Origin of the sequence: Staphylococcus sp. ACRSN (genome assembly GCF_022346615.1) — a bacterium.
Classification (GTDB): Bacteria; Bacillota; Bacilli; order Staphylococcales; family Staphylococcaceae; genus Staphylococcus.
The window spans coordinates 44,582-62,206 of sequence record NZ_JAKRNS010000008.1 but is presented as its reverse complement, the minus strand read 5'-3'; the positions used below and the strand labels follow the sequence as shown (position 1 = coordinate 62,206).

Genomic DNA, 17,625 nt, shown 5'->3' with positions numbered 1-17,625 from the left:
AGTACTGAAAAATGAATGTTTATATTTATAAATGCATTTATATCAAACTATGTATTAGTTAATAAATTATTTTGTTTAAAATTTCTTTATTAATGTAAAGCAAAACAATATTGCTTAAAAGATGAAGTAAATATATAATAGTTATTAAATATTTCTGAAAATTTAGAAAGAAATGTTTATTTAGTTATTAAAGGGGGATAAGTTATGCTTAAATATGTATTAAAACGATTAGGATATATGATTTTATCGTTATTTATTATTATATCGATAACATTTTTCTTAATGAAATTAATGCCAGGTTCACCATTTAATGATGAAAAATTAAGTGAGCAACAAAAGCATATTTTGAATGAAAAATACGGCTTGAATGATCCGGTACCTGTACAATATGTACATTATTTAAAAAATGTCGTTACAGGTGACTTTGGGAATTCGTTCCAATATGATAATCAACCAGTATGGGAATTGATAAAACCAAGGCTAATTCCATCACTTGAAATGGGACTAACAGCGATGGTTATTGGCGTTATTCTAGGTCTTATATTGGGCGTAATAGCTGCGGTGCGGCAAAATAGTTGGGTTGATTATACTGCCACTGTAATTTCAGTAATTGCAGTATCTGTACCATCATTTGTACTAGCTGTATTGTTACAATATGTATTTTCCGTAAGATTACAATGGTTCCCAGTAGCAGGTTGGGAAGGCATAGATACTGCAGTATTACCGTCATTAGCACTTTCGGCAGCTGTTCTAGCAACAGTTACAAGATACATAAGAGCGGAAATGATAGAAGTGTTAAGTTCAGATTATATCTTGTTAGCAAGAGCCAAAGGGAATTCAACGATGCGTGTATTATTTGGTCATGCCTTACGTAACGCATTAATACCAGTAATCACGATTATCGTACCAATGTTGGCAAGTATCTTAACAGGGACATTAACGATTGAGAATATTTTTGGTGTACCAGGACTAGGAGACCAATTTGTAAGGTCGATCACTACAAATGATTTTCCAGTAATAATGGCAACTACTATATTATTCAGTACACTATTCATTATTTCTATATTCCTTGTTGATATATTATACGGTGTTATTGATCCACGTATTCGTGTGCAAGGAGGGAAGAAATAATGACTGATAAAAGAGATGAAAAATTAAATGGTGATTATTCGAATGCCGTAATGACTCATACATCAGATGCAGTTGCTTCTTCAGACTTTGTTGCAGCTAAACAAGATATTGAAAAAGAACCGGAGTTACAAAGAGAGAGTAAAAACTTTTGGCAAGATGCATGGACACAATTAAAACGAAACAAACTTGCAGTAGTAGGAATGATTGGATTAATAATTATCGTTATGCTTGCTTTGGTGGGTCCTTTGATTACTAAACATGATTATGCAGAACAAAACGTTGAAGAACGTAATTTGCCTGCAAAAATACCGGTATTAGATAAAATCTCATTCTTACCATTTGACGGAGAAGGTGTCGATGGTAAAAATGCTTATAAAGAGGCAGGAGCTAAGGATAATTACTGGTTTGGGACAGACCAATTAGGGCGTGACTTGTGGTCTAGAACTTGGCAGGGTGCACAAGTTTCGTTATTTATAGGTGTTGTAGCGGCATTGCTAGATATCTTTATCGGAGTTGTCTATGGTGCGATATCTGGTTTCTTCGGCGGTAGAGTTGATAATGTCATGCAACGGATAATTGAAATTGTTGCCTCTATCCCTAACTTAATCGTTGTTATTTTATTTGTATTAATATTTGAACCATCTATATGGACAATTATTTTGGCGATGGCTATTACCGGTTGGATAGGTATGAGTCGTGTGGTACGTGGTGAATTCTTGAAAATAAAAAATCAGGAATTTGTATTAGCATCAAGAACGTTAGGTGCTTCAAAATTTAAATTGATATTCAAACATATTTTGCCGAATACATTAGGACCTATCGTAGTTACATCAATGTTTACTGTGCCGAATGCAATATTCTTCGAAGCATTCTTAAGTTTCATTGGAATTGGTGTACCAGCACCAAAAACTTCCTTAGGATCTTTAGTAAATGATGGCCGTGCGATGTTATTAATCCACCCACATGAATTATTTATTCCTGCAATTGTATTAAGTTTATTAATATTATTCTTCTACCTATTTAGTGATGGATTACGTGATGCATTTGATCCAAAAATGCGTAGATAAAAAGGGGGCAACATTATGTCAGAAAGAGTATTAGAAGTTAATGATTTGCATGTTTCCTTTGATATTGACGCAGGGGAAGTACAAGCAGTCAGAGGTGTAGATTTTTACCTTAATAAAGGAGAAACATTGGCAATTGTTGGTGAGTCAGGATCAGGGAAATCCGTGACAACTAAGGCAATTACAAAGTTATTCCAGGGTGAGTCAGGACGCATCAAACATGGTGAAATAAATTTTTTGGGAGAAGATTTATCTAAAAAATCTGAAAAAGAATTAATTAAATTAAGAGGTCGAGATATCTCTATGATATTCCAAGATCCAATGACATCTTTAAATCCGACGATGAAAATTGGCAAGCAAGTGATGGAACCTTTAATGAAGCACAAAAATTATAGTAAATCTAAGGCGAAAGAAAGAGCACTCGAAATTTTAAATCTAGTTGGTTTACCCAATGCTGAAAAACGTTTTAGTGCATACCCGCATCAATTTTCAGGTGGACAAAGACAAAGAATCGTAATCGCTACTGCATTGGCTTGTGAACCAAAAGTATTGATTGCTGATGAACCTACAACGGCGCTTGATGTGACAATGCAAGCTCAAATATTAGATTTAATGAAGCGGTTACAAGATAAAATTAGCACATCTATTATTTTTATTACACATGATTTAGGCGTAGTGGCAAATGTAGCTGATAGAGTGGCTGTGATGTATGGGGGCCAAATGGTTGAAACTGGTGATGTAGATGAAATATTCTATGATCCAAAACATCCGTATACATGGGGGTTATTATCATCAATGCCAGATTTAACGACTGGTGCTGATACAGAGTTATTGGCAATTCCAGGGACACCACCTGATTTATTACACCCACCAAAAGGTGATGCATTTGCTGAACGTAGTAAATATGCATTGGAGATTGATTTTAAATCGCCTCCACCATGGTATCAAGTGTCACCTACACATTTTGTTAAATCTTGGTTATTAGATGACCGTGCGCCTAATGTTAAACCACCTGAAATGGTTAGGAAACGATTGCGTAATATGCCTAATAATTTCGACAAACCTCAACAAGTAGAAAGGGTGTCGTTTAATGAAGCCAAATAATGAAGTCCTATTACAAGTTAAAAATTTAAAGCAATACTTTAATGAAGGTAAACATAATGAAGTAAGAGCAATAGAAAATATTTCCTTTGATGTTTTTAAAGGTGAAACATTTGGTTTAGTTGGTGAATCCGGTTGTGGTAAATCAACAACTGGAAAAGCGATTATCAAATTAAATGATATTACAGACGGTGAAATTTTGTATGAAGGTATTGATATACAAAAGATTAAGAATCGTAAGGATTCATTGAAGTTTAATAAAAAAATGCAAATGATTTTTCAAGATCCATATGCTTCATTAAACCCTAGGATAAAAGTTATGGATATCGTTGCAGAAGGCATAGATATACATAAACTTGCAACCAGTACGAGAGATCGTAAAAAACGTGTATATGATTTATTAGAAACAGTAGGTTTAAGTAAAGAACATGCTAATAGATATCCACATGAATTCTCAGGTGGACAACGTCAACGTATTGGTATTGCTAGAGCGCTTGCTGTAGAACCGGAATTTATTATTGCTGATGAACCTATATCAGCACTAGATGTATCAATTCAAGCACAAGTAGTTAATTTATTGCTGAAATTACAAAAGGAAAAAGGTATAACTTTTCTTTTTATTGCCCATGATTTATCTATGGTTAAGTATATTTCAGATCGCATTGCGGTGATGCATTTTGGGAAAATTGTAGAATTAGGTTCTGCTGACGAAATATATAATCATCCTATGCATCCCTATACGAAGTCTCTACTTTCAGCTGTACCACAACCAGATCCTGAAAGTGAACGTGTACGACAAAGAACAGTTTATAATGAAGACGCTGATAATAATAAACACAGAACATTACATGAAATTACAAATCAACATTATGTATTTACGACTGAAGAAGAAGCTGAAAATCTAAAAGAACAATATAATCAGACAATAGTTTAAAGGGGAAGGGGGATTTTGATGAAGAGGATAAAATTATTTATAGTGTTATTAGCTTTAACAGTTGTTACTGCTGGTTGTAGTAGTGCGAATGGCGTTTATTCCGATAAAGGACAAGTATTTAGAAAAGTCTTACCGCAAGATATTTCATCACTTGATACTGCCTTAGCAACTGATACCGTTTCTTTTGATTTATACAATCAAATTTATGAAGGTTTATACACATTAAATAAAGATGATAAAGCTGTACCAGGTGTTGCCAAGGCTATGCCTAAGAAAAGTGATGGTGGAAAAACATTAACGATTAAGTTACGTAAAAATGCAAAATGGTCAAATGGTGACTCGGTCACTGCACATGATTTTGTATATGCATGGAGACGTGTATTAGACCCTAAAACAGCATCAGAATATGCTTATATTATGTATGATATTAAAAATGCTGAAGCAATAAATATGGGTAAGAAAAAGATTAATCAACTAGGTGTTAAAGCAATCGACGATTATACATTACAAGTAAAATTAACAAAACCTATACCTTATATTAATGAAATGCTAGCCTTCGCGACCTTTATGCCACAAAATGAAAAAGTAGTGAAGCAGTATGGTGAGCAATATGGTACGACAGCGCAAAAATCTGTTTATAATGGTCCATTTAAATTAAATGATTGGAAGGTTGAAGATAAACTTCAATTATCTAAGAATAAAGATTATTGGGATAAAAAAGCAGTACACTTAGATCATATAAACTATAAAGTTTTAAAAGACCAACAAGCGGGGGCATCGCTATTTGATACAAATTCTGTAGATGACACAATAATTACTGCTGATCAAGTTAATAAATATAAAAACAACCCTGGATTAAAAAAACGTTTGTTGGCAAGTACATTCTATATTAAATTGAATCAAAACAATGTACCTGCATTTAAAAACAAAAATTTACGTTTAGCAGTATCACAATCAATCGATAAAAATGGTTTTGTAAACACTGTGAAAAATGATGGTTCTACTGGTATGGATGGTTTCACATCTAAAATGACGGCTAAAACACCTGATGGAAAAGACTTCACAGAATCAATAGATTCACCACTAACATATAATCCTAAGGCAGCAAAAGCACACTTAGAAAAGGCTAAAAAAGAATTAGGTGTTAAAAACATAACTTTTACTATGAACACCGATGATGGCGCAGATAAAAAAGTTGCAGCAGAATTTATTAAATCTCAGGTAGAGAAAAATTTACCAGGCGTAACTTTAAAAATTAAACAACTACCTTTTAAACAAAGAGTAGACCAAGAACATTCAGAAACGTTTGAAGCATCGCTTTCTGGTTGGGGTCCAGATTATCCGGATCCATTAACTTACTTAAGTATCATGACTACTGGTAACGCATCTAATAATACTGGATGGGGAAGCAAGGAATATGATAAGTTGGTGAAAGATGCTAATGGTAAGCTATTGACTAAACCAGAAGAACGAAACGCTGCAATGAAAAAAGCAGAAGAACTTATGTTAAATGATGCACCAGTTGCACCAGTATATCAAAAAGGGGAAGCACATTTAACGAATCCACAAGTTAAAGGTTTGATATATCACCAAATTGGTGGAGATACATCATTGAAACATGTGAAGATAGACAAAACCATTGATAGAGAAAATGGACAGAAGAAAGATAAATAATTTGTCTCAAATGACCTAACCTTTGATAGATGGGTTAGGTCATTTTTATAATAAAAAAACTGTCAGCAAACATAATTGTTTGTTGACAGTTTTTGTAAATAGGTTTTATCTCTTACGACCGAGTCCCATTGCTTTTTCCATTTTTTTCAATGTTTTGAATGAAACTTTTTGAGCTTTGTCGCGACCGTTATCAAGAATATCGTCTAATTCATCTGAATTGAAGTAATAATTGTATTGCTCTTGGAAATTAGTTAAAAATACTTTAACAATTTCTGCTAAATCCGTTTTAAATACACCATAATTTGATTCTTTGTATTTTTCTACAAGAGAATCAATGGATTCATCAGTTAAACTTGAGTAAATTGATAATAGATTCGAAATACCTGGTTTGTTGTCTCTATCGAATTTGATAATACCTTCAGAGTCAGTTACAGCACTTTTGATTTTCTTAGCTGCTACATTTGGCTCATCTAATAATGAAATAAAGTTTTTTTGATTATCATCACTTTTGCTCATTTTCTTAGTAGGATCTTGCAAACTCATAACACGACCGCCTACTTTAGGCATTCTAATTTCGGGTTTAATTAAAATATCATTATATCGTGAATTAAAACGATCGACTAAATTACGTGTTAATTCTAGATGTTGCTTTTGATCATCACCTACAGGAACAATATTCGTATTATAGATAACAATATCAGCAGCCATGAGTGGTGGGTATGTTAATAATCCTGCAGGAACACCTTCGGATTGTTTTGCTGATTTATCTTTAAATTGAGTCATTCGTTCTAACTCGCCAATAGAAGAAATTGTTGTTAACATCCAACTAGCCTGAACATGTGCAGGAACTTCGGACTGAATAAATAATGTGGATTTTTCGGGATCTATTCCTGCCGCTAAGTATATTGCTGCAAGTTGTCTAGTTTGTTTACGTAATTTCAAACGATCTTGTGGCATTGTAATCGCATGTTGATCGACGATGCAAAAGAAACAATTGTAATCATCTTGGACTTCGCGAAATTGTTTCAATGCACCAATGTAATTACCAAGAGTTGGAATTCCGCTTGGTTGGATGCCTGAAAATAATGTTTCCATTTTATGATGCCTACTTTCTAAAATTTAATTTTATGCATATTACGTATAGTATAACAGTATTTCCATCATTTGTAAGTTATGTTAGACTAATCATATATCAATATTTTTAGCATTAATTTATCTTGAATTGCTTATTTTTGAAAAAAATTTTAAATAATTAAGAAATTCTCATTTAATTTTAATGTTGGAAGGGTATAATATGTATTGTAAGGTTAGGAAGAGGAAGATACTTAGTATTTCTTAATCATATAAATAATGAAATCAAATGAATTTTATTCATGAAAAATAGGAGAGTGAGATGTATGGTAACATTATTTACTTCACCAAGTTGCACATCTTGCCGTAAAGCGAAAGCATGGTTACAAGAACATGACATTCCGTATACGGAGCGTAACATTTTTTCAGAACACTTAACAATTGACGAAATCAAACAAATTTTAAAAATGACTGAAGATGGAACAGATGAAATCATTTCAACACGTTCTAAAACATATCAAAAGTTAAACGTAGATATTGATGCATTACCTCTTCAAGACTTATATTCAATTATACAAGACAATCCTGGCTTATTACGTCGTCCAATCATTTTAGACGACAAACGTTTACAAGTCGGATATAACGAAGATGAAATCAGACGTTTTTTACCTAGAAAAGTGCGTACGTTCCAATTGCAAGAAGCGCAACGTATGGTTGACTAATTAATCCATATAAATTAACAGACTAAACCATAAAGTAGCATTTATACGTGTTACTTTATGGTTTCTTTTTGTACCATAACAAATTGACCTGTGGGTGAGTCAATTAAATTGATTTAGTCGATATTTATAAAGAGATAATTGATAAATGAGGTAAGAAAAATTGCTTTGAAAGATGTGCAGTTTTTTTGGTTTATGACAGGGTATATGTTAATATAAGTAACCGGATAGAAAAAGGTTAAATTTAATCAAACAAAAGAATTGTAATTTTTAATATATTCTAATACAATAATGAGTACTATTCATCGACTGTAAGGAGTGAGATGATATGAGAATAGAGCGAGTTGACGATACTACTGTTAAATTATTTATAACATATAGTGATATTGAAGCCAGAGGATTTAAACGTGAAGATTTATGGACGAATCGTAAGCGTGGGGAAGAATTTTTCTGGAATATGATGGAAGAAATCAACGAAGAAGAAGATTTTGTTGTTGAAGGCCCTTTGTGGATTCAAGTACATGCTTTTGAAAAAGGTGTAGAGGTCACAATTTCTAAATCTAAAAATGAAGATTTAGTAAATATGTCTGAAGATGACGATGAAAATGATCAACTTGATTATCAGGTTAATGATTTATTATCACAAAGCTTCGATCAAGATGACAGTTTAGAAGACTTATTTGAACAAAGACAACAACAAAAAACAAATGAACAAGGTCAAAGTCATAAAGAGCATAAACAACAAGATGTTCGCACAGTTATAGTTAAATTCAATGATTTAGAAGAAGTAATTGATTTTGCTTATCACAATGATCCAAAGACCGATGAATTCGAAGATTTATTATACAGTCTTAACAATGTTTATTATTATGCCATTCATTTTGATGCAACAGTGGATCAAGAAACAATTAATGATAGTTATAGTCAATTACTTGAATTCGCATATCCTACGGATAAAACAGAATTTTACCTAAATGACTATGCAAAAATTATCATGAGTCATAATGTTGCTACACAAGTTCGCCGTTATTTTCCAAGTTCAACAGAATAAACTTTTAAATTAATATCTGATAATAGATAGAACCTATCAAGCCTTTGCTTTGATAGGTTTTTTTGTTGAAACAGATGAAATTTTTACGATTTTAAAAGTAATTATGTCTCATTAAACGTGTAACATTATGAGGTGAGAAAATGATATATGCGCTTGATCAATCTCATAATTTGATTGATGCTCGATTTGCCATTAAAGAGGGGAAATACTTTTGTCCTCACTGTAAAAAATGCGTTATTTTAAAGCAAGGCACTAAAAAAATCACTCATTTTTCACATGCTCGTATAGCTCAGACATATTGCAATAAAACCGAGAGTGAATCTCATCATTTCTTAAAATTATATATAGCCTCTCATTTTAGGGATAGAAATTTTAAAGTAGATGTTGAATGTTTTATAAAAAAAGCCTATCAATATCCTGATATAGTAATAAATGATAGTGATGTAATAGAAATTCAATTTTCTCAAATTACTATAGCAACTGTTTTAAAAAGAACAAATGGTTTGTTGGAAAGTAATTTTAAAGTGAATTGGATTATTTTAAATCCTAAATATAATATAAAGACAAAATATTTAATACTTACTCATTATCAACGTGCATTTATCAATCATCATGATCGAACGCTTTATACTTGGGATAATGCGAAATTGAAATTATATTGCTATTTTAATATTTATTACCTTGGGGGAAAGTTATTTTTGGCAGATGTAAGAGAAATTTCAGTAAGTGATTTATTGAATCATTGCCAAGGAACTTTTAGTAGAAAACGATTTAAATTGAATAATAAAAAGATAAATCGTTATATTAAGCAATGTCAGCTTAAACGTTCTGTATTAGAGCCTACATTAAACGTGATTTATAATATGCGATTGCAGTTAAGTGATATTTGTAAATACTTTGGAATTATTTTCCCAGAACAACTTTATATAAAATCACATCCCATATATTGGCAATTACAACTTTATTATTTAATGGAAACAGGTAGATATTCTTTAGAAAGATTCATTACAAAAATTGAGTTCAACGTATTTTATATAAATGATTTTAATAAGAAAGAAATTGCGCAATTAATTGTTGATAAATTCAAATCATTTTATAATGAATTCAAATATAATAACGTGCAAAAAAAGTCATGAAATGAGAAAATTAAATATAAGGAATTATATAGGAGGTTTACAAAATATTATGAGTCAACAATTAACAAGAGAAGAACAAGAACGTAAATATCCAGAATATACATGGGATTTATCAACTATATTTGAAAATGATGAAGCATTTGAAGTAGCTTTTAAAGAAGTAGAAGGAGAGTTAGGTAAGGAAGAACAATTTAAAGGTCATTTAGGTGATAGCTCTGAAAAGTTATACCATGCATTAGCTTTAGAAGATGAATTAGGTTCTAAACTAGAAAAAATATATGTATATGCACATTTAAAACAAGATCAAGATACAACTAATGATACTTATAAAGGTCTTGAGTCTCGTGCTTATCAATTGATAATTAAGTTTAGCTCTAGTTGGAGCTTTTTAGTACCAGAAATTTTACAAATTGATGAAGCTAAAATTCAAGAATTTGTGGATACAAATGAAGCGCTGAAACGTTATGCATTTGATCTTAAGTTAATAAATGAAAAACGTCCACATGTCTTGAGTGCCGATAAAGAAAAGTTATTAACAGAAGCACAAGATGCCTTATCTACAGCTGATAATGTATATGGCATGTTTAGCAATGCTGATTTAGAATTTGAAGATGCCAAAGATAAAGATGGTAATGCACATTCATTAACACAAGGTACATTCATTAAATGTTTAGAATCAGATGATCGTGTGTTACGTAAGTCAGCATTCGAAAATTTATATAAAGCATACGGTGCGTTTAATAATACGTTAGGTTCGACATTAGCAGGAGAAGTGAAGAAAAATGTCTTTAATGCAAAATCTCACAATTATAAAACTGCTAGAGAAGCTGCTTTAAGTTCAAATCATATACCTGAAGCAGTATACGACAACTTAATTAAAACAGTTCATGATTATTTACCACTACTACATCGTTACACTGAATTACGTAAATCACTATTAGAATTAGATGATATGAAAATGTATGATTTATATACACCGTTAGTTAAGGATGTAAAATTTGAAATGCCTTATGAAGAAGCAAAAGATTGGATGATTAAGGCGTTACAACCAATGGGCGAAGAATATATGAAGGTTGTTGAAGAAGGTTTAAATAACCGTTGGGTAGATGTATTTGAGAATAAAGGAAAACGTTCTGGCGGCTATTCATCTGGTGCACATTTAACAAATCCATTTATCTTATTAAATTGGTCTGATACTGTATCTGATTTATACACTTTAGTACATGAATTTGGTCATTCAGCACACAGTTATTTCAGTAGAAAACATCAACCGTCAAATTTAAGTGACTATACAATTTTTGTGGCAGAAGTTGCATCTACATGTAATGAAGCATTATTAAGTCATTATATGGATCAACATTTAGATGATGAAAGACGTCTATTATTATTGAACCAAGAATTAGAACGCTTTAGAGCAACATTATTCAGACAAACGATGTTTGCTGAGTTCGAACATAAGATTCACCAAATTGAAGAAGCAGGTGAACCATTAACAGCCAATAGAATGAACGAAGAATATGCTCAGTTAAACAAGCAATATTTTGGTGATTCTGTTGAAACTGATGAAAATATTAGTAAAGAATGGTCACGAATTCCACATTTCTATATGAATTATTATGTTTATCAATATGCAACAGGTTACAGCGCTGCTCAAAGTTTAAGTCATCAAATTTTAACTGAAGGACAGCCAGCTGTAGATCGTTATATTAATGAATTCCTGAAAAAAGGTAGTTCAAATTATCCAATAGAAATTTTGAAAAATGCTGGTGTAGATATGACATCACCCGAACCAATCGAACAAGCATGTAAGGTGTTTGAAGAGAAATTAGATGCTTTTGAAAAGCTTATGAAAGCTTAGCACTAATGAATTCGTTTTCAATATGACAAGTTTGTGACAAAGTGAATTTATTTAATTGAAATGCTTGAAAGGGTCATTTGGGCGTGTTATATTATAAACATGAAATTAATCACATAACAAACATACCCCTTTGTTTGAAGTGAAAAAATTTCTCCCATCCCCTTTGTTTAGCGCCGTGTAATCAGACACGGCGTTTTTTTTTATGCCATTTTTTATATAAAAGTTGTTATTTACTAAATGATTATCATATTTATTTGACAATACATGCATGAATCATTATAATTAACTTGTATCTAAAATAAATACACGTAGGAGTTGTTTTTATGAAAATAGCAGTTATAGCAGCGAATGGAAAAGCGGGTAAATTAATTACAAATGAAGCGGTTAATAGAGGACTTGACGTTACAGCGATTGTAAGAAGTGAAAATAAAACAAAAGCAGATAAAGTTATTCAGAAGGATTTGTTTGATCTAACAAAAGCAGATTTAGCTAGTTTTGATGTTATTATTGATGCATTTGGACAACCAGATCAAGAGAAATTAGATCAACATAGTAAGTCACTTACATTTTTAAGTGATTTAGTGAGTAATACAGAGCAACGCTTATTAATCATTGGTGGCGCAGGTAGTTTGTTTGTAGATGAAACTCATACAATGAAATTGGTAGAAGCGCCTGATTTTCCTGAAATATATAAAAATACAGCACTTGCGCAAAGTAAAACGTTAGAGGAAATTAAGCAACGTGATGATGTCTTATGGACATTTATTAGTCCAGCACCTGATTTTCAATTTGAAGGTGAAAGAACTGGAACATATAAAACAAGTGATGATGAAGTGATTGGAACGAGTGTTAGTTATGCTGATTATGCAATTGCTATGGTTGATGAAGCAGTAGAAGGTAATCATATACAAAAAAGATTCGCTGTATTTAGTAAATAATAATAAAGAGTTAGATCAACATAAGAGTAAAAGATAGGCTAATTATGTTTATAAAAAATAAATCTTTGTTTTAGTTAGTCAAAGTATCTCGAAATGTTATTATTTTAACGGATGGTAATTATTAAATTTTAAATTTATCGAAAAAATATTAGTAAAAGAAAAGAGAGTCGATTGAAATGTAATCATTTCAATCGACTCTCTTTTTATCAGGAATAAAATTCCAGTTTCAAACTTTAGATTTCCAAAATTTTCCTTCTGGAGATTGCAGTTTTTCAATTTTTTGTTGCAATGCTAATTTTTTAAGTTCTTTATTCATTAGTTTTTCAGGCCACTCATAAATGGTTAATAATTCCTCTTTAGTGACTAATTGTTGCTGTTTAATATAATCTTCTAAACTTGGAGGTAATTCTTTTTCAATTGTAGAGCCAATCAGTTCATTTATGATGTACGTATAAATATGATACGGATACAAGCCTTCAACCTTTAACCCTTCTTCATGTACATCTTCATTAAAGAATACAAGAGTAGGTGCTTCTTCGATATCCATTTCTCTTGCAATATGCAAATCGACTTGTAAGCTTTCCTTTAGACAACTATTGTGTAAATCTTCCTTGAAAACTTCATAATCTAGACCTGCATTAGTAATACAATTATTGACCATTGCTTCTGTGATGATATCTCGTTTTGGTATGATTTCATTCTGAACAAGATGAATAAAACGTTCAGCTCGCAATCGTCCTTGTAATTCAGCAGCTTTATATGATAATGCAATATTATCTAAGTCTGATGTACTTTGTGCTTGGCATTTGGTCAAAACGCGTAATGAAGGATTTAATATATGTCTAATACTTACATACTGCTTATATTCAATTCTTAACTTTGAGAGTATAGCAGATAATTTAAAACAATCTTTACTAAACGGATCGAAAAATGAATAAATTTCTATTTTACTCACAGGTGAAAGATTTGCATCTTCACGACTATTAGCATGTATCAATTTTAATTCTTCAGTCATGTTTTTTTCACCTACAATTAAATTTCGGAATTTACCATATGGTTTGCTGTTAAACGTAATCTTTCAAATAAATAGTCACCGACGCCAGCAGGTAATTGTGCATATTGAATTGCTGTATACATATTTTCTAACCAAGCGTCTCGTTCAAAATTTGAAATTTTAAAATCTAAATGACGTCTTTTTAACATAGGATGTCCATGTTCTTCGGAATATAAAGGTGGCCCTCCTAAAAACTGTGTCAAAAACTGTTTTTGTTTTCGACTAGTTTCATTAAAATCACCAGGAAAAAGGTGATTAATTCTATCGTCTTTTTCAACGAGTGAATAAAAATGATCTATCAATTTATATAAGGCATCTTGTCCAATGATTTCATAAGGTGTTTGCGTCATATTATCACCATGTTCTCTTAATATATTACTAATATAACATGAATATTTACATTTGGAAGTAATTCGACTTTTGGACAATTTAGTTGACTATTTTTCGTTCAATTCTGCTTTCCTATTGAAAAATCTTTGAACTTTATTGTCTGGAGTTTGGTGTTCGATATCAAATTGTTTTAACAAGGATTTAAAATGTGCTAATCCTTGATGATAGTCTGTAACTTCATATTCTAATTCAAAGTCTTCGTAATCTAAATAAGTGCTTTTATCTAATACAAGTAAGTTGCCATTAATTTCTTTTTCAACTCGTTCTGTAGTGAGTGATCCCAAGATAGCTAATGCATTTGTGTTAACATTCATTTTATCAAGCTGTTCTGTAATTTCACTTGGAAGTTCTTCAGGCAAAATTACTTTGTCGATTTCTGGTTCGATAAATGTTTCAAAGTTATATTCCATCAATCCAACTTTGGCTGGGATTTTTAATGTCATTTCATTAAAAGATGATTTAACGCGAATTCTTAACGCTGATTTATGTGCTTTTAAATCAAAATTTGGGGTATCAATATAATAATTCGTTTGTCTAAAATGTTCCACTTCTTTAAAATAAGTATCATCAATTTTGTGATATTGTGTTTGGGATAAAAGTTGCTTAAATTCAATTTCATTATTAGTAGACAATATATACACTCCTATAGGCAATTTAATGTATTAATTTTAAACTACAAAACAGATATTTTAAATTGAAGTGCATTATTTTGAATAATAAATAAATGGAAGTCATTAGTTGATGATATTTCACTAGTCATGTAACGTGTTAAGTGACTTCAAATTATGTTAAAATAGTGGGGAATAAGGAGGAACAAGCATGCGTATTTATGTAAATGAGATTAAAGTAACAGAGGAAAGTATAAATTGTTATACAGAAGCGTCAACAGAAGGTTTACTGGAAGCAGGACAAATGCTTGTTGACAGTGATAACTATAGTTTCGCGTATATATTAGATGATGGTCAATCATATTCATATTTAATATTTGTACAAGAAACATGGTCGATGTTACACGAGAATAAAGGTAAAAAGATAATTGTAAACGATAATTTAGAATTAGAAAATTTCGAAAGGGAATTCAATTACATATTGGATAATATCGAAGGTAATTCAAATTATGGTAAGGAGTTTGTTTCCGTTGTTGAAGATACTTTCGAATTAGAGTGAAGCGGAGTGAGGCACAATGAATCAATGGGATCAATTTTTGTCGCCCTATAAACAAGCAGTTGATGAGTTGAAAGTTAAATTAAAGGGGCTTAGAAAACAATACGAGGTTGATGATAATGCATCGCCAATTGAATTTGTCACAGGTAGAGTCAAACCAATGACAAGTATCATTGATAAAGCAAATAAACGTGGAATACCATTTGATCGGTTACATGAAGAAATGTATGATATTGCTGGTTTGCGCTTAATGTGCCAATTTGTCGATGACATTGATGTCGTGGTCAATTTGTTAAGACAACGTCAAGATTTTAAAGTTGTAGAAGAACGTGACTATATTAGTAATACAAAGCAAAGTGGATATCGTTCATTTCATGTGATTATTGAATATCCAATTGAAACGTTGCAAGGGGAAAAGAAAATATTAGCTGAAATTCAAATTAGAACATTGGCAATGAATTTTTGGGCAACGATAGAACATACATTGCGCTATAAATATGATGGTGACTATCCACCAGAAATACAACATCGATTGGAAAGAGCAGCAGAGGCAGCCTTTTTATTAGATGAGGAAATGTCAGAAATCAAAGAAGAAATTCAAGAGGCACAAAAATATTATTCAAAAAAACGTGCTAAAAAGCAAAATGATAACTAAGGAGGTGCAATCTTGCGATATACAATTTTATCTAAAGGTGATTCGAAATCAAATGCATTAAAGCATAAAATGATAAATCATATGAAAGATTTCCAAATGGTTGAAGATCCAGATAACCCAGAAATTGTTATCTCAGTAGGCGGAGATGGAACGTTACTCCAAGCTTTCCATCAATATAGCCATATGTTATCACGTTGTGCATTCGTAGGGGTGCACACTGGTCATTTAGGGTTCTATGCTGACTGGCTTCCTCATGAAGTTGAAAAGTTAATCATAGAGATTAATAATTCAGAGTTTCAAGTTATAGAATATCCATTATTAGAAATTATAGTTCGTTATAATGATAATGGTTATGAAACACGATACTTAGCATTGAATGAAGCAACTATGAAGACCGAGAACGGTTCTACATTAGTGGTAGATGTCAATATAAGAGGTAATCAGTTTGAGCGTTTCAGAGGTGATGGTTTATGTGTATCTACACCATCAGGTTCAACTGCATATAACAAGGCCTTAGGTGGTGCTTTGATACATCCATCATTAGAAGCAATGCAAATTGCTGAGATTGCATCTATAAATAATAGGGTGTTTAGAACAGTAGGTTCGCCACTTGTATTGCCGAAACACCACACTTGTTTAATCACACCTGTTAATCATGATACGATTCTAACTTCAATTGATCATGTAAGTATAAAGCATAAAAATGTGAATGCAATACAATTTCGAGTTGCTAATGAAAAAGTAAGATTCGCAAGATTTAGACCATTCCCGTTTTGGAAAAGAGTTCACGACTCGTTTATCTCAAGTGGAGAAGACGAGTAATGGAATTTGAATATCAAATTCAGTATCAAGCAACAGTTAAAATATTTTTACAAAATAATGATTTTTCAAAGAAAAGTATAAGCGCCATTAAACGTAATGGCGCTTTATTAGTGAATGGGAAAAATGTAACTGTTAGAGCACAAATGTCAGTAGGAGATACTTTGTGCGTAAAATTACCTAACGAACAGCCAAGTGAAAATTTGATGCCTTTTAACAAACCTCTTAATATTTTATTTGAAGATGATTACTTACTTATTGTTTCGAAAACGATACAACAAAATTGCGCGCCTTCACGTGATCACAAACATTTTAGCCTAGTAGAGCAGGTGTTGGGCTATTTTCAGCAGAATAATTATGAATTGACCCCACACATTATCACGCGTTTGGATCGCAATACCTCAGGCATTGTCATTATTGCTAAACACGGCTACATCCATCATTTAATGTCACAAACGATGATAGATAAACGTTACCTATGTATTTGTCATGGAGAAGTTGATGAACAGGGAATAGTAGATGCGCCAATTGGTAGACATCCAGATAGTATAATTCAACGACAGGTAAATCAATCTGGTAAGGAAGCAAAGACAGTATTTCGTTGTATAAAAGTAAAACCTAAGTATAGTCTTTGTGAAGTGAGGTTAATAACTGGTAGAACACATCAAATACGTGTGCATTTTCAATATATAGGACATTCATTAGTAGGGGATGATTTATATGGTGGTAAACAGGATATATATAATCATCAAATGTTGGGATGCAAAAAAGTTTCATTTATACATCCAATAAATAAAAAAAATATTGAAGTTTTAGATAAATATGACACGATAGAAAAGAAATTTAATATGCTATAATTTAATTAT

The 17,625-nt window shown here is 31.7% G+C and carries 18 protein-coding genes; 14 read left to right on the top strand and 4 right to left on the bottom strand.

Annotation, left to right across the window (positions count from 1 at the left end):
* Positions 1-204: 204 nt before the first annotated feature.
* The 5 genes from opp3b to MHZ36_RS08855 are packed head-to-tail and all read left to right on the top strand — an operon-like array spanning position 205 to position 5,904.
* Complete coding sequence (opp3b, locus tag MHZ36_RS08875; protein ID WP_239231132.1) at positions 205-1,131, top strand: oligopeptide ABC transporter permease; 927 nt, start codon at positions 205-207, stop codon at positions 1,129-1,131.
* Positions 1,131-2,198, top strand: coding sequence for an oligopeptide ABC transporter permease (gene opp3C, locus MHZ36_RS08870; RefSeq protein WP_275432187.1), 1,068 nt, complete (start codon positions 1,131-1,133; stop codon positions 2,196-2,198). The genes opp3b and opp3C overlap by 1 nt, the downstream gene beginning before the upstream one ends.
* A gap of 15 nt (positions 2,199-2,213) precedes the next feature.
* A complete protein-coding gene (locus MHZ36_RS08865; protein ID WP_239231131.1) occupies positions 2,214-3,299 on the top strand; it encodes an ABC transporter ATP-binding protein in 1,086 nt (361 codons plus the stop codon).
* A complete protein-coding gene (locus MHZ36_RS08860; protein ID WP_239231130.1) occupies positions 3,286-4,230 on the top strand; it encodes an ABC transporter ATP-binding protein in 945 nt (314 codons plus the stop codon). Before MHZ36_RS08865 ends, MHZ36_RS08860 begins: the two co-directional genes overlap by 14 nt.
* Positions 4,231-4,248: 18 nt before the next feature.
* Positions 4,249-5,904, top strand: coding sequence for a peptide ABC transporter substrate-binding protein (locus MHZ36_RS08855; RefSeq protein ID WP_239231129.1), 1,656 nt, complete (start codon positions 4,249-4,251; stop codon positions 5,902-5,904).
* Positions 5,905-6,009: 105 nt separating this feature from the next.
* On the opposite strand, the gene trpS is transcribed toward MHZ36_RS08855, so the two are convergent.
* A complete protein-coding gene (gene trpS, locus MHZ36_RS08850; RefSeq protein ID WP_239231128.1) occupies positions 6,010-6,999 on the bottom strand; it encodes a tryptophan--tRNA ligase in 990 nt (329 codons plus the stop codon).
* A 302-nt stretch (positions 7,000-7,301) separates the two neighbouring features.
* On the opposite strand from trpS, the gene spxA reads away from it, so the two are divergent.
* The 5 genes from spxA (at position 7,302) to MHZ36_RS08825 (ending at position 12,677) form a co-directional block, all read left to right on the top strand.
* On the top strand, positions 7,302-7,697 hold the full coding sequence (gene spxA / locus MHZ36_RS08845; protein WP_040030144.1) for a transcriptional regulator SpxA: 396 nt from the start codon (positions 7,302-7,304) through the stop codon (positions 7,695-7,697).
* 325 nt (positions 7,698-8,022) lie between these two features.
* Positions 8,023-8,745, top strand: a complete 723-nt coding sequence (gene mecA / locus MHZ36_RS08840) for an adaptor protein MecA (RefSeq protein WP_239231127.1) — start codon at positions 8,023-8,025, stop codon at positions 8,743-8,745.
* A 140-nt stretch (positions 8,746-8,885) separates the two neighbouring features.
* A complete protein-coding gene (locus MHZ36_RS08835) occupies positions 8,886-9,881 on the top strand; it encodes a competence protein CoiA (protein ID WP_239231126.1) in 996 nt (331 codons plus the stop codon).
* Positions 9,882-9,930: 49 nt separating this feature from the next.
* Entirely contained in the window at positions 9,931-11,739 is a 1,809-nt protein-coding gene (pepF, locus tag MHZ36_RS08830; protein WP_239231125.1) for an oligoendopeptidase F, read from the top strand.
* A gap of 323 nt (positions 11,740-12,062) precedes the next feature.
* On the top strand, positions 12,063-12,677 hold the full coding sequence (locus tag MHZ36_RS08825; protein ID WP_239231124.1) for an NAD(P)-dependent oxidoreductase: 615 nt from the start codon (positions 12,063-12,065) through the stop codon (positions 12,675-12,677).
* Between the two features lie 226 nt (positions 12,678-12,903).
* Here the strand turns inward: MHZ36_RS08825 and yjbH are convergent, their stop codons facing one another.
* The 3 genes from yjbH to MHZ36_RS08810 form a co-directional block, all read right to left on the bottom strand.
* Positions 12,904-13,692, bottom strand: a complete 789-nt coding sequence (gene yjbH / locus MHZ36_RS08820) for a protease adaptor protein YjbH (protein ID WP_239231123.1) — start codon at positions 13,690-13,692, stop codon at positions 12,904-12,906.
* A 17-nt stretch (positions 13,693-13,709) separates the two neighbouring features.
* Complete coding sequence (locus MHZ36_RS08815) at positions 13,710-14,081, bottom strand: globin domain-containing protein (protein WP_239231122.1); 372 nt, start codon at positions 14,079-14,081, stop codon at positions 13,710-13,712.
* An 87-nt stretch (positions 14,082-14,168) separates the two neighbouring features.
* Positions 14,169-14,753, bottom strand: a complete 585-nt coding sequence (locus MHZ36_RS08810; RefSeq protein ID WP_239231121.1) for a CYTH domain-containing protein — start codon at positions 14,751-14,753, stop codon at positions 14,169-14,171.
* Positions 14,754-14,940: 187 nt separating this feature from the next.
* Here MHZ36_RS08810 and MHZ36_RS08805 point away from each other — a divergent pair, with 187 nt between their 5' ends.
* Genes MHZ36_RS08805 through MHZ36_RS08790 form a run of 4 tightly spaced genes read left to right on the top strand, consistent with a single transcriptional unit; the run spans position 14,941 to position 17,616 of the window.
* Complete coding sequence (locus MHZ36_RS08805; protein ID WP_239231120.1) at positions 14,941-15,288, top strand: UPF0738 family protein; 348 nt, start codon at positions 14,941-14,943, stop codon at positions 15,286-15,288.
* Positions 15,289-15,304: 16 nt separating this feature from the next.
* A complete protein-coding gene (gene yjbM / locus MHZ36_RS08800; RefSeq protein WP_042739820.1) occupies positions 15,305-15,940 on the top strand; it encodes a GTP diphosphokinase in 636 nt (211 codons plus the stop codon).
* 12 nt (positions 15,941-15,952) lie between these two features.
* Positions 15,953-16,762 carry an NAD kinase gene (locus tag MHZ36_RS08795; protein ID WP_042739821.1) on the top strand — a complete coding sequence of 270 codons (810 nt, stop codon included), beginning with the start codon at positions 15,953-15,955 and terminating at the stop codon, positions 16,760-16,762.
* A complete protein-coding gene (locus tag MHZ36_RS08790; RefSeq protein ID WP_239231119.1) occupies positions 16,762-17,616 on the top strand; it encodes an RluA family pseudouridine synthase in 855 nt (284 codons plus the stop codon). The genes MHZ36_RS08795 and MHZ36_RS08790 overlap by 1 nt, the downstream gene beginning before the upstream one ends.
* The last annotated feature ends 9 nt before the right edge of the window (positions 17,617-17,625 follow it).

Coding starts and splice junctions, on each gene's coding strand:
- opp3b (WP_239231132.1), top strand. CDS start 205: ATGCTTAAATATGTATTAAAACGATTAGGATATATGATTTTATCGTTA.
- opp3C (WP_275432187.1), top strand. CDS start 1,131: ATGACTGATAAAAGAGATGAAAAATTAAATGGTGATTATTCGAATGCC.
- MHZ36_RS08865 (WP_239231131.1), top strand. CDS start 2,214: ATGTCAGAAAGAGTATTAGAAGTTAATGATTTGCATGTTTCCTTTGAT.
- MHZ36_RS08860 (WP_239231130.1), top strand. CDS start 3,286: ATGAAGCCAAATAATGAAGTCCTATTACAAGTTAAAAATTTAAAGCAA.
- MHZ36_RS08855 (WP_239231129.1), top strand. CDS start 4,249: ATGAAGAGGATAAAATTATTTATAGTGTTATTAGCTTTAACAGTTGTT.
- trpS (WP_239231128.1), bottom strand. CDS start 6,999: ATGGAAACATTATTTTCAGGCATCCAACCAAGCGGAATTCCAACTCTT.
- spxA (WP_040030144.1), top strand. CDS start 7,302: ATGGTAACATTATTTACTTCACCAAGTTGCACATCTTGCCGTAAAGCG.
- mecA (WP_239231127.1), top strand. CDS start 8,023: ATGAGAATAGAGCGAGTTGACGATACTACTGTTAAATTATTTATAACA.
- MHZ36_RS08835 (WP_239231126.1), top strand. CDS start 8,886: ATGATATATGCGCTTGATCAATCTCATAATTTGATTGATGCTCGATTT.
- pepF (WP_239231125.1), top strand. CDS start 9,931: ATGAGTCAACAATTAACAAGAGAAGAACAAGAACGTAAATATCCAGAA.
- MHZ36_RS08825 (WP_239231124.1), top strand. CDS start 12,063: ATGAAAATAGCAGTTATAGCAGCGAATGGAAAAGCGGGTAAATTAATT.
- yjbH (WP_239231123.1), bottom strand. CDS start 13,692: ATGACTGAAGAATTAAAATTGATACATGCTAATAGTCGTGAAGATGCA.
- MHZ36_RS08815 (WP_239231122.1), bottom strand. CDS start 14,081: ATGACGCAAACACCTTATGAAATCATTGGACAAGATGCCTTATATAAA.
- MHZ36_RS08805 (WP_239231120.1), top strand. CDS start 14,941: ATGCGTATTTATGTAAATGAGATTAAAGTAACAGAGGAAAGTATAAAT.
- yjbM (WP_042739820.1), top strand. CDS start 15,305: ATGAATCAATGGGATCAATTTTTGTCGCCCTATAAACAAGCAGTTGAT.
- MHZ36_RS08790 (WP_239231119.1), top strand. CDS start 16,762: ATGGAATTTGAATATCAAATTCAGTATCAAGCAACAGTTAAAATATTT.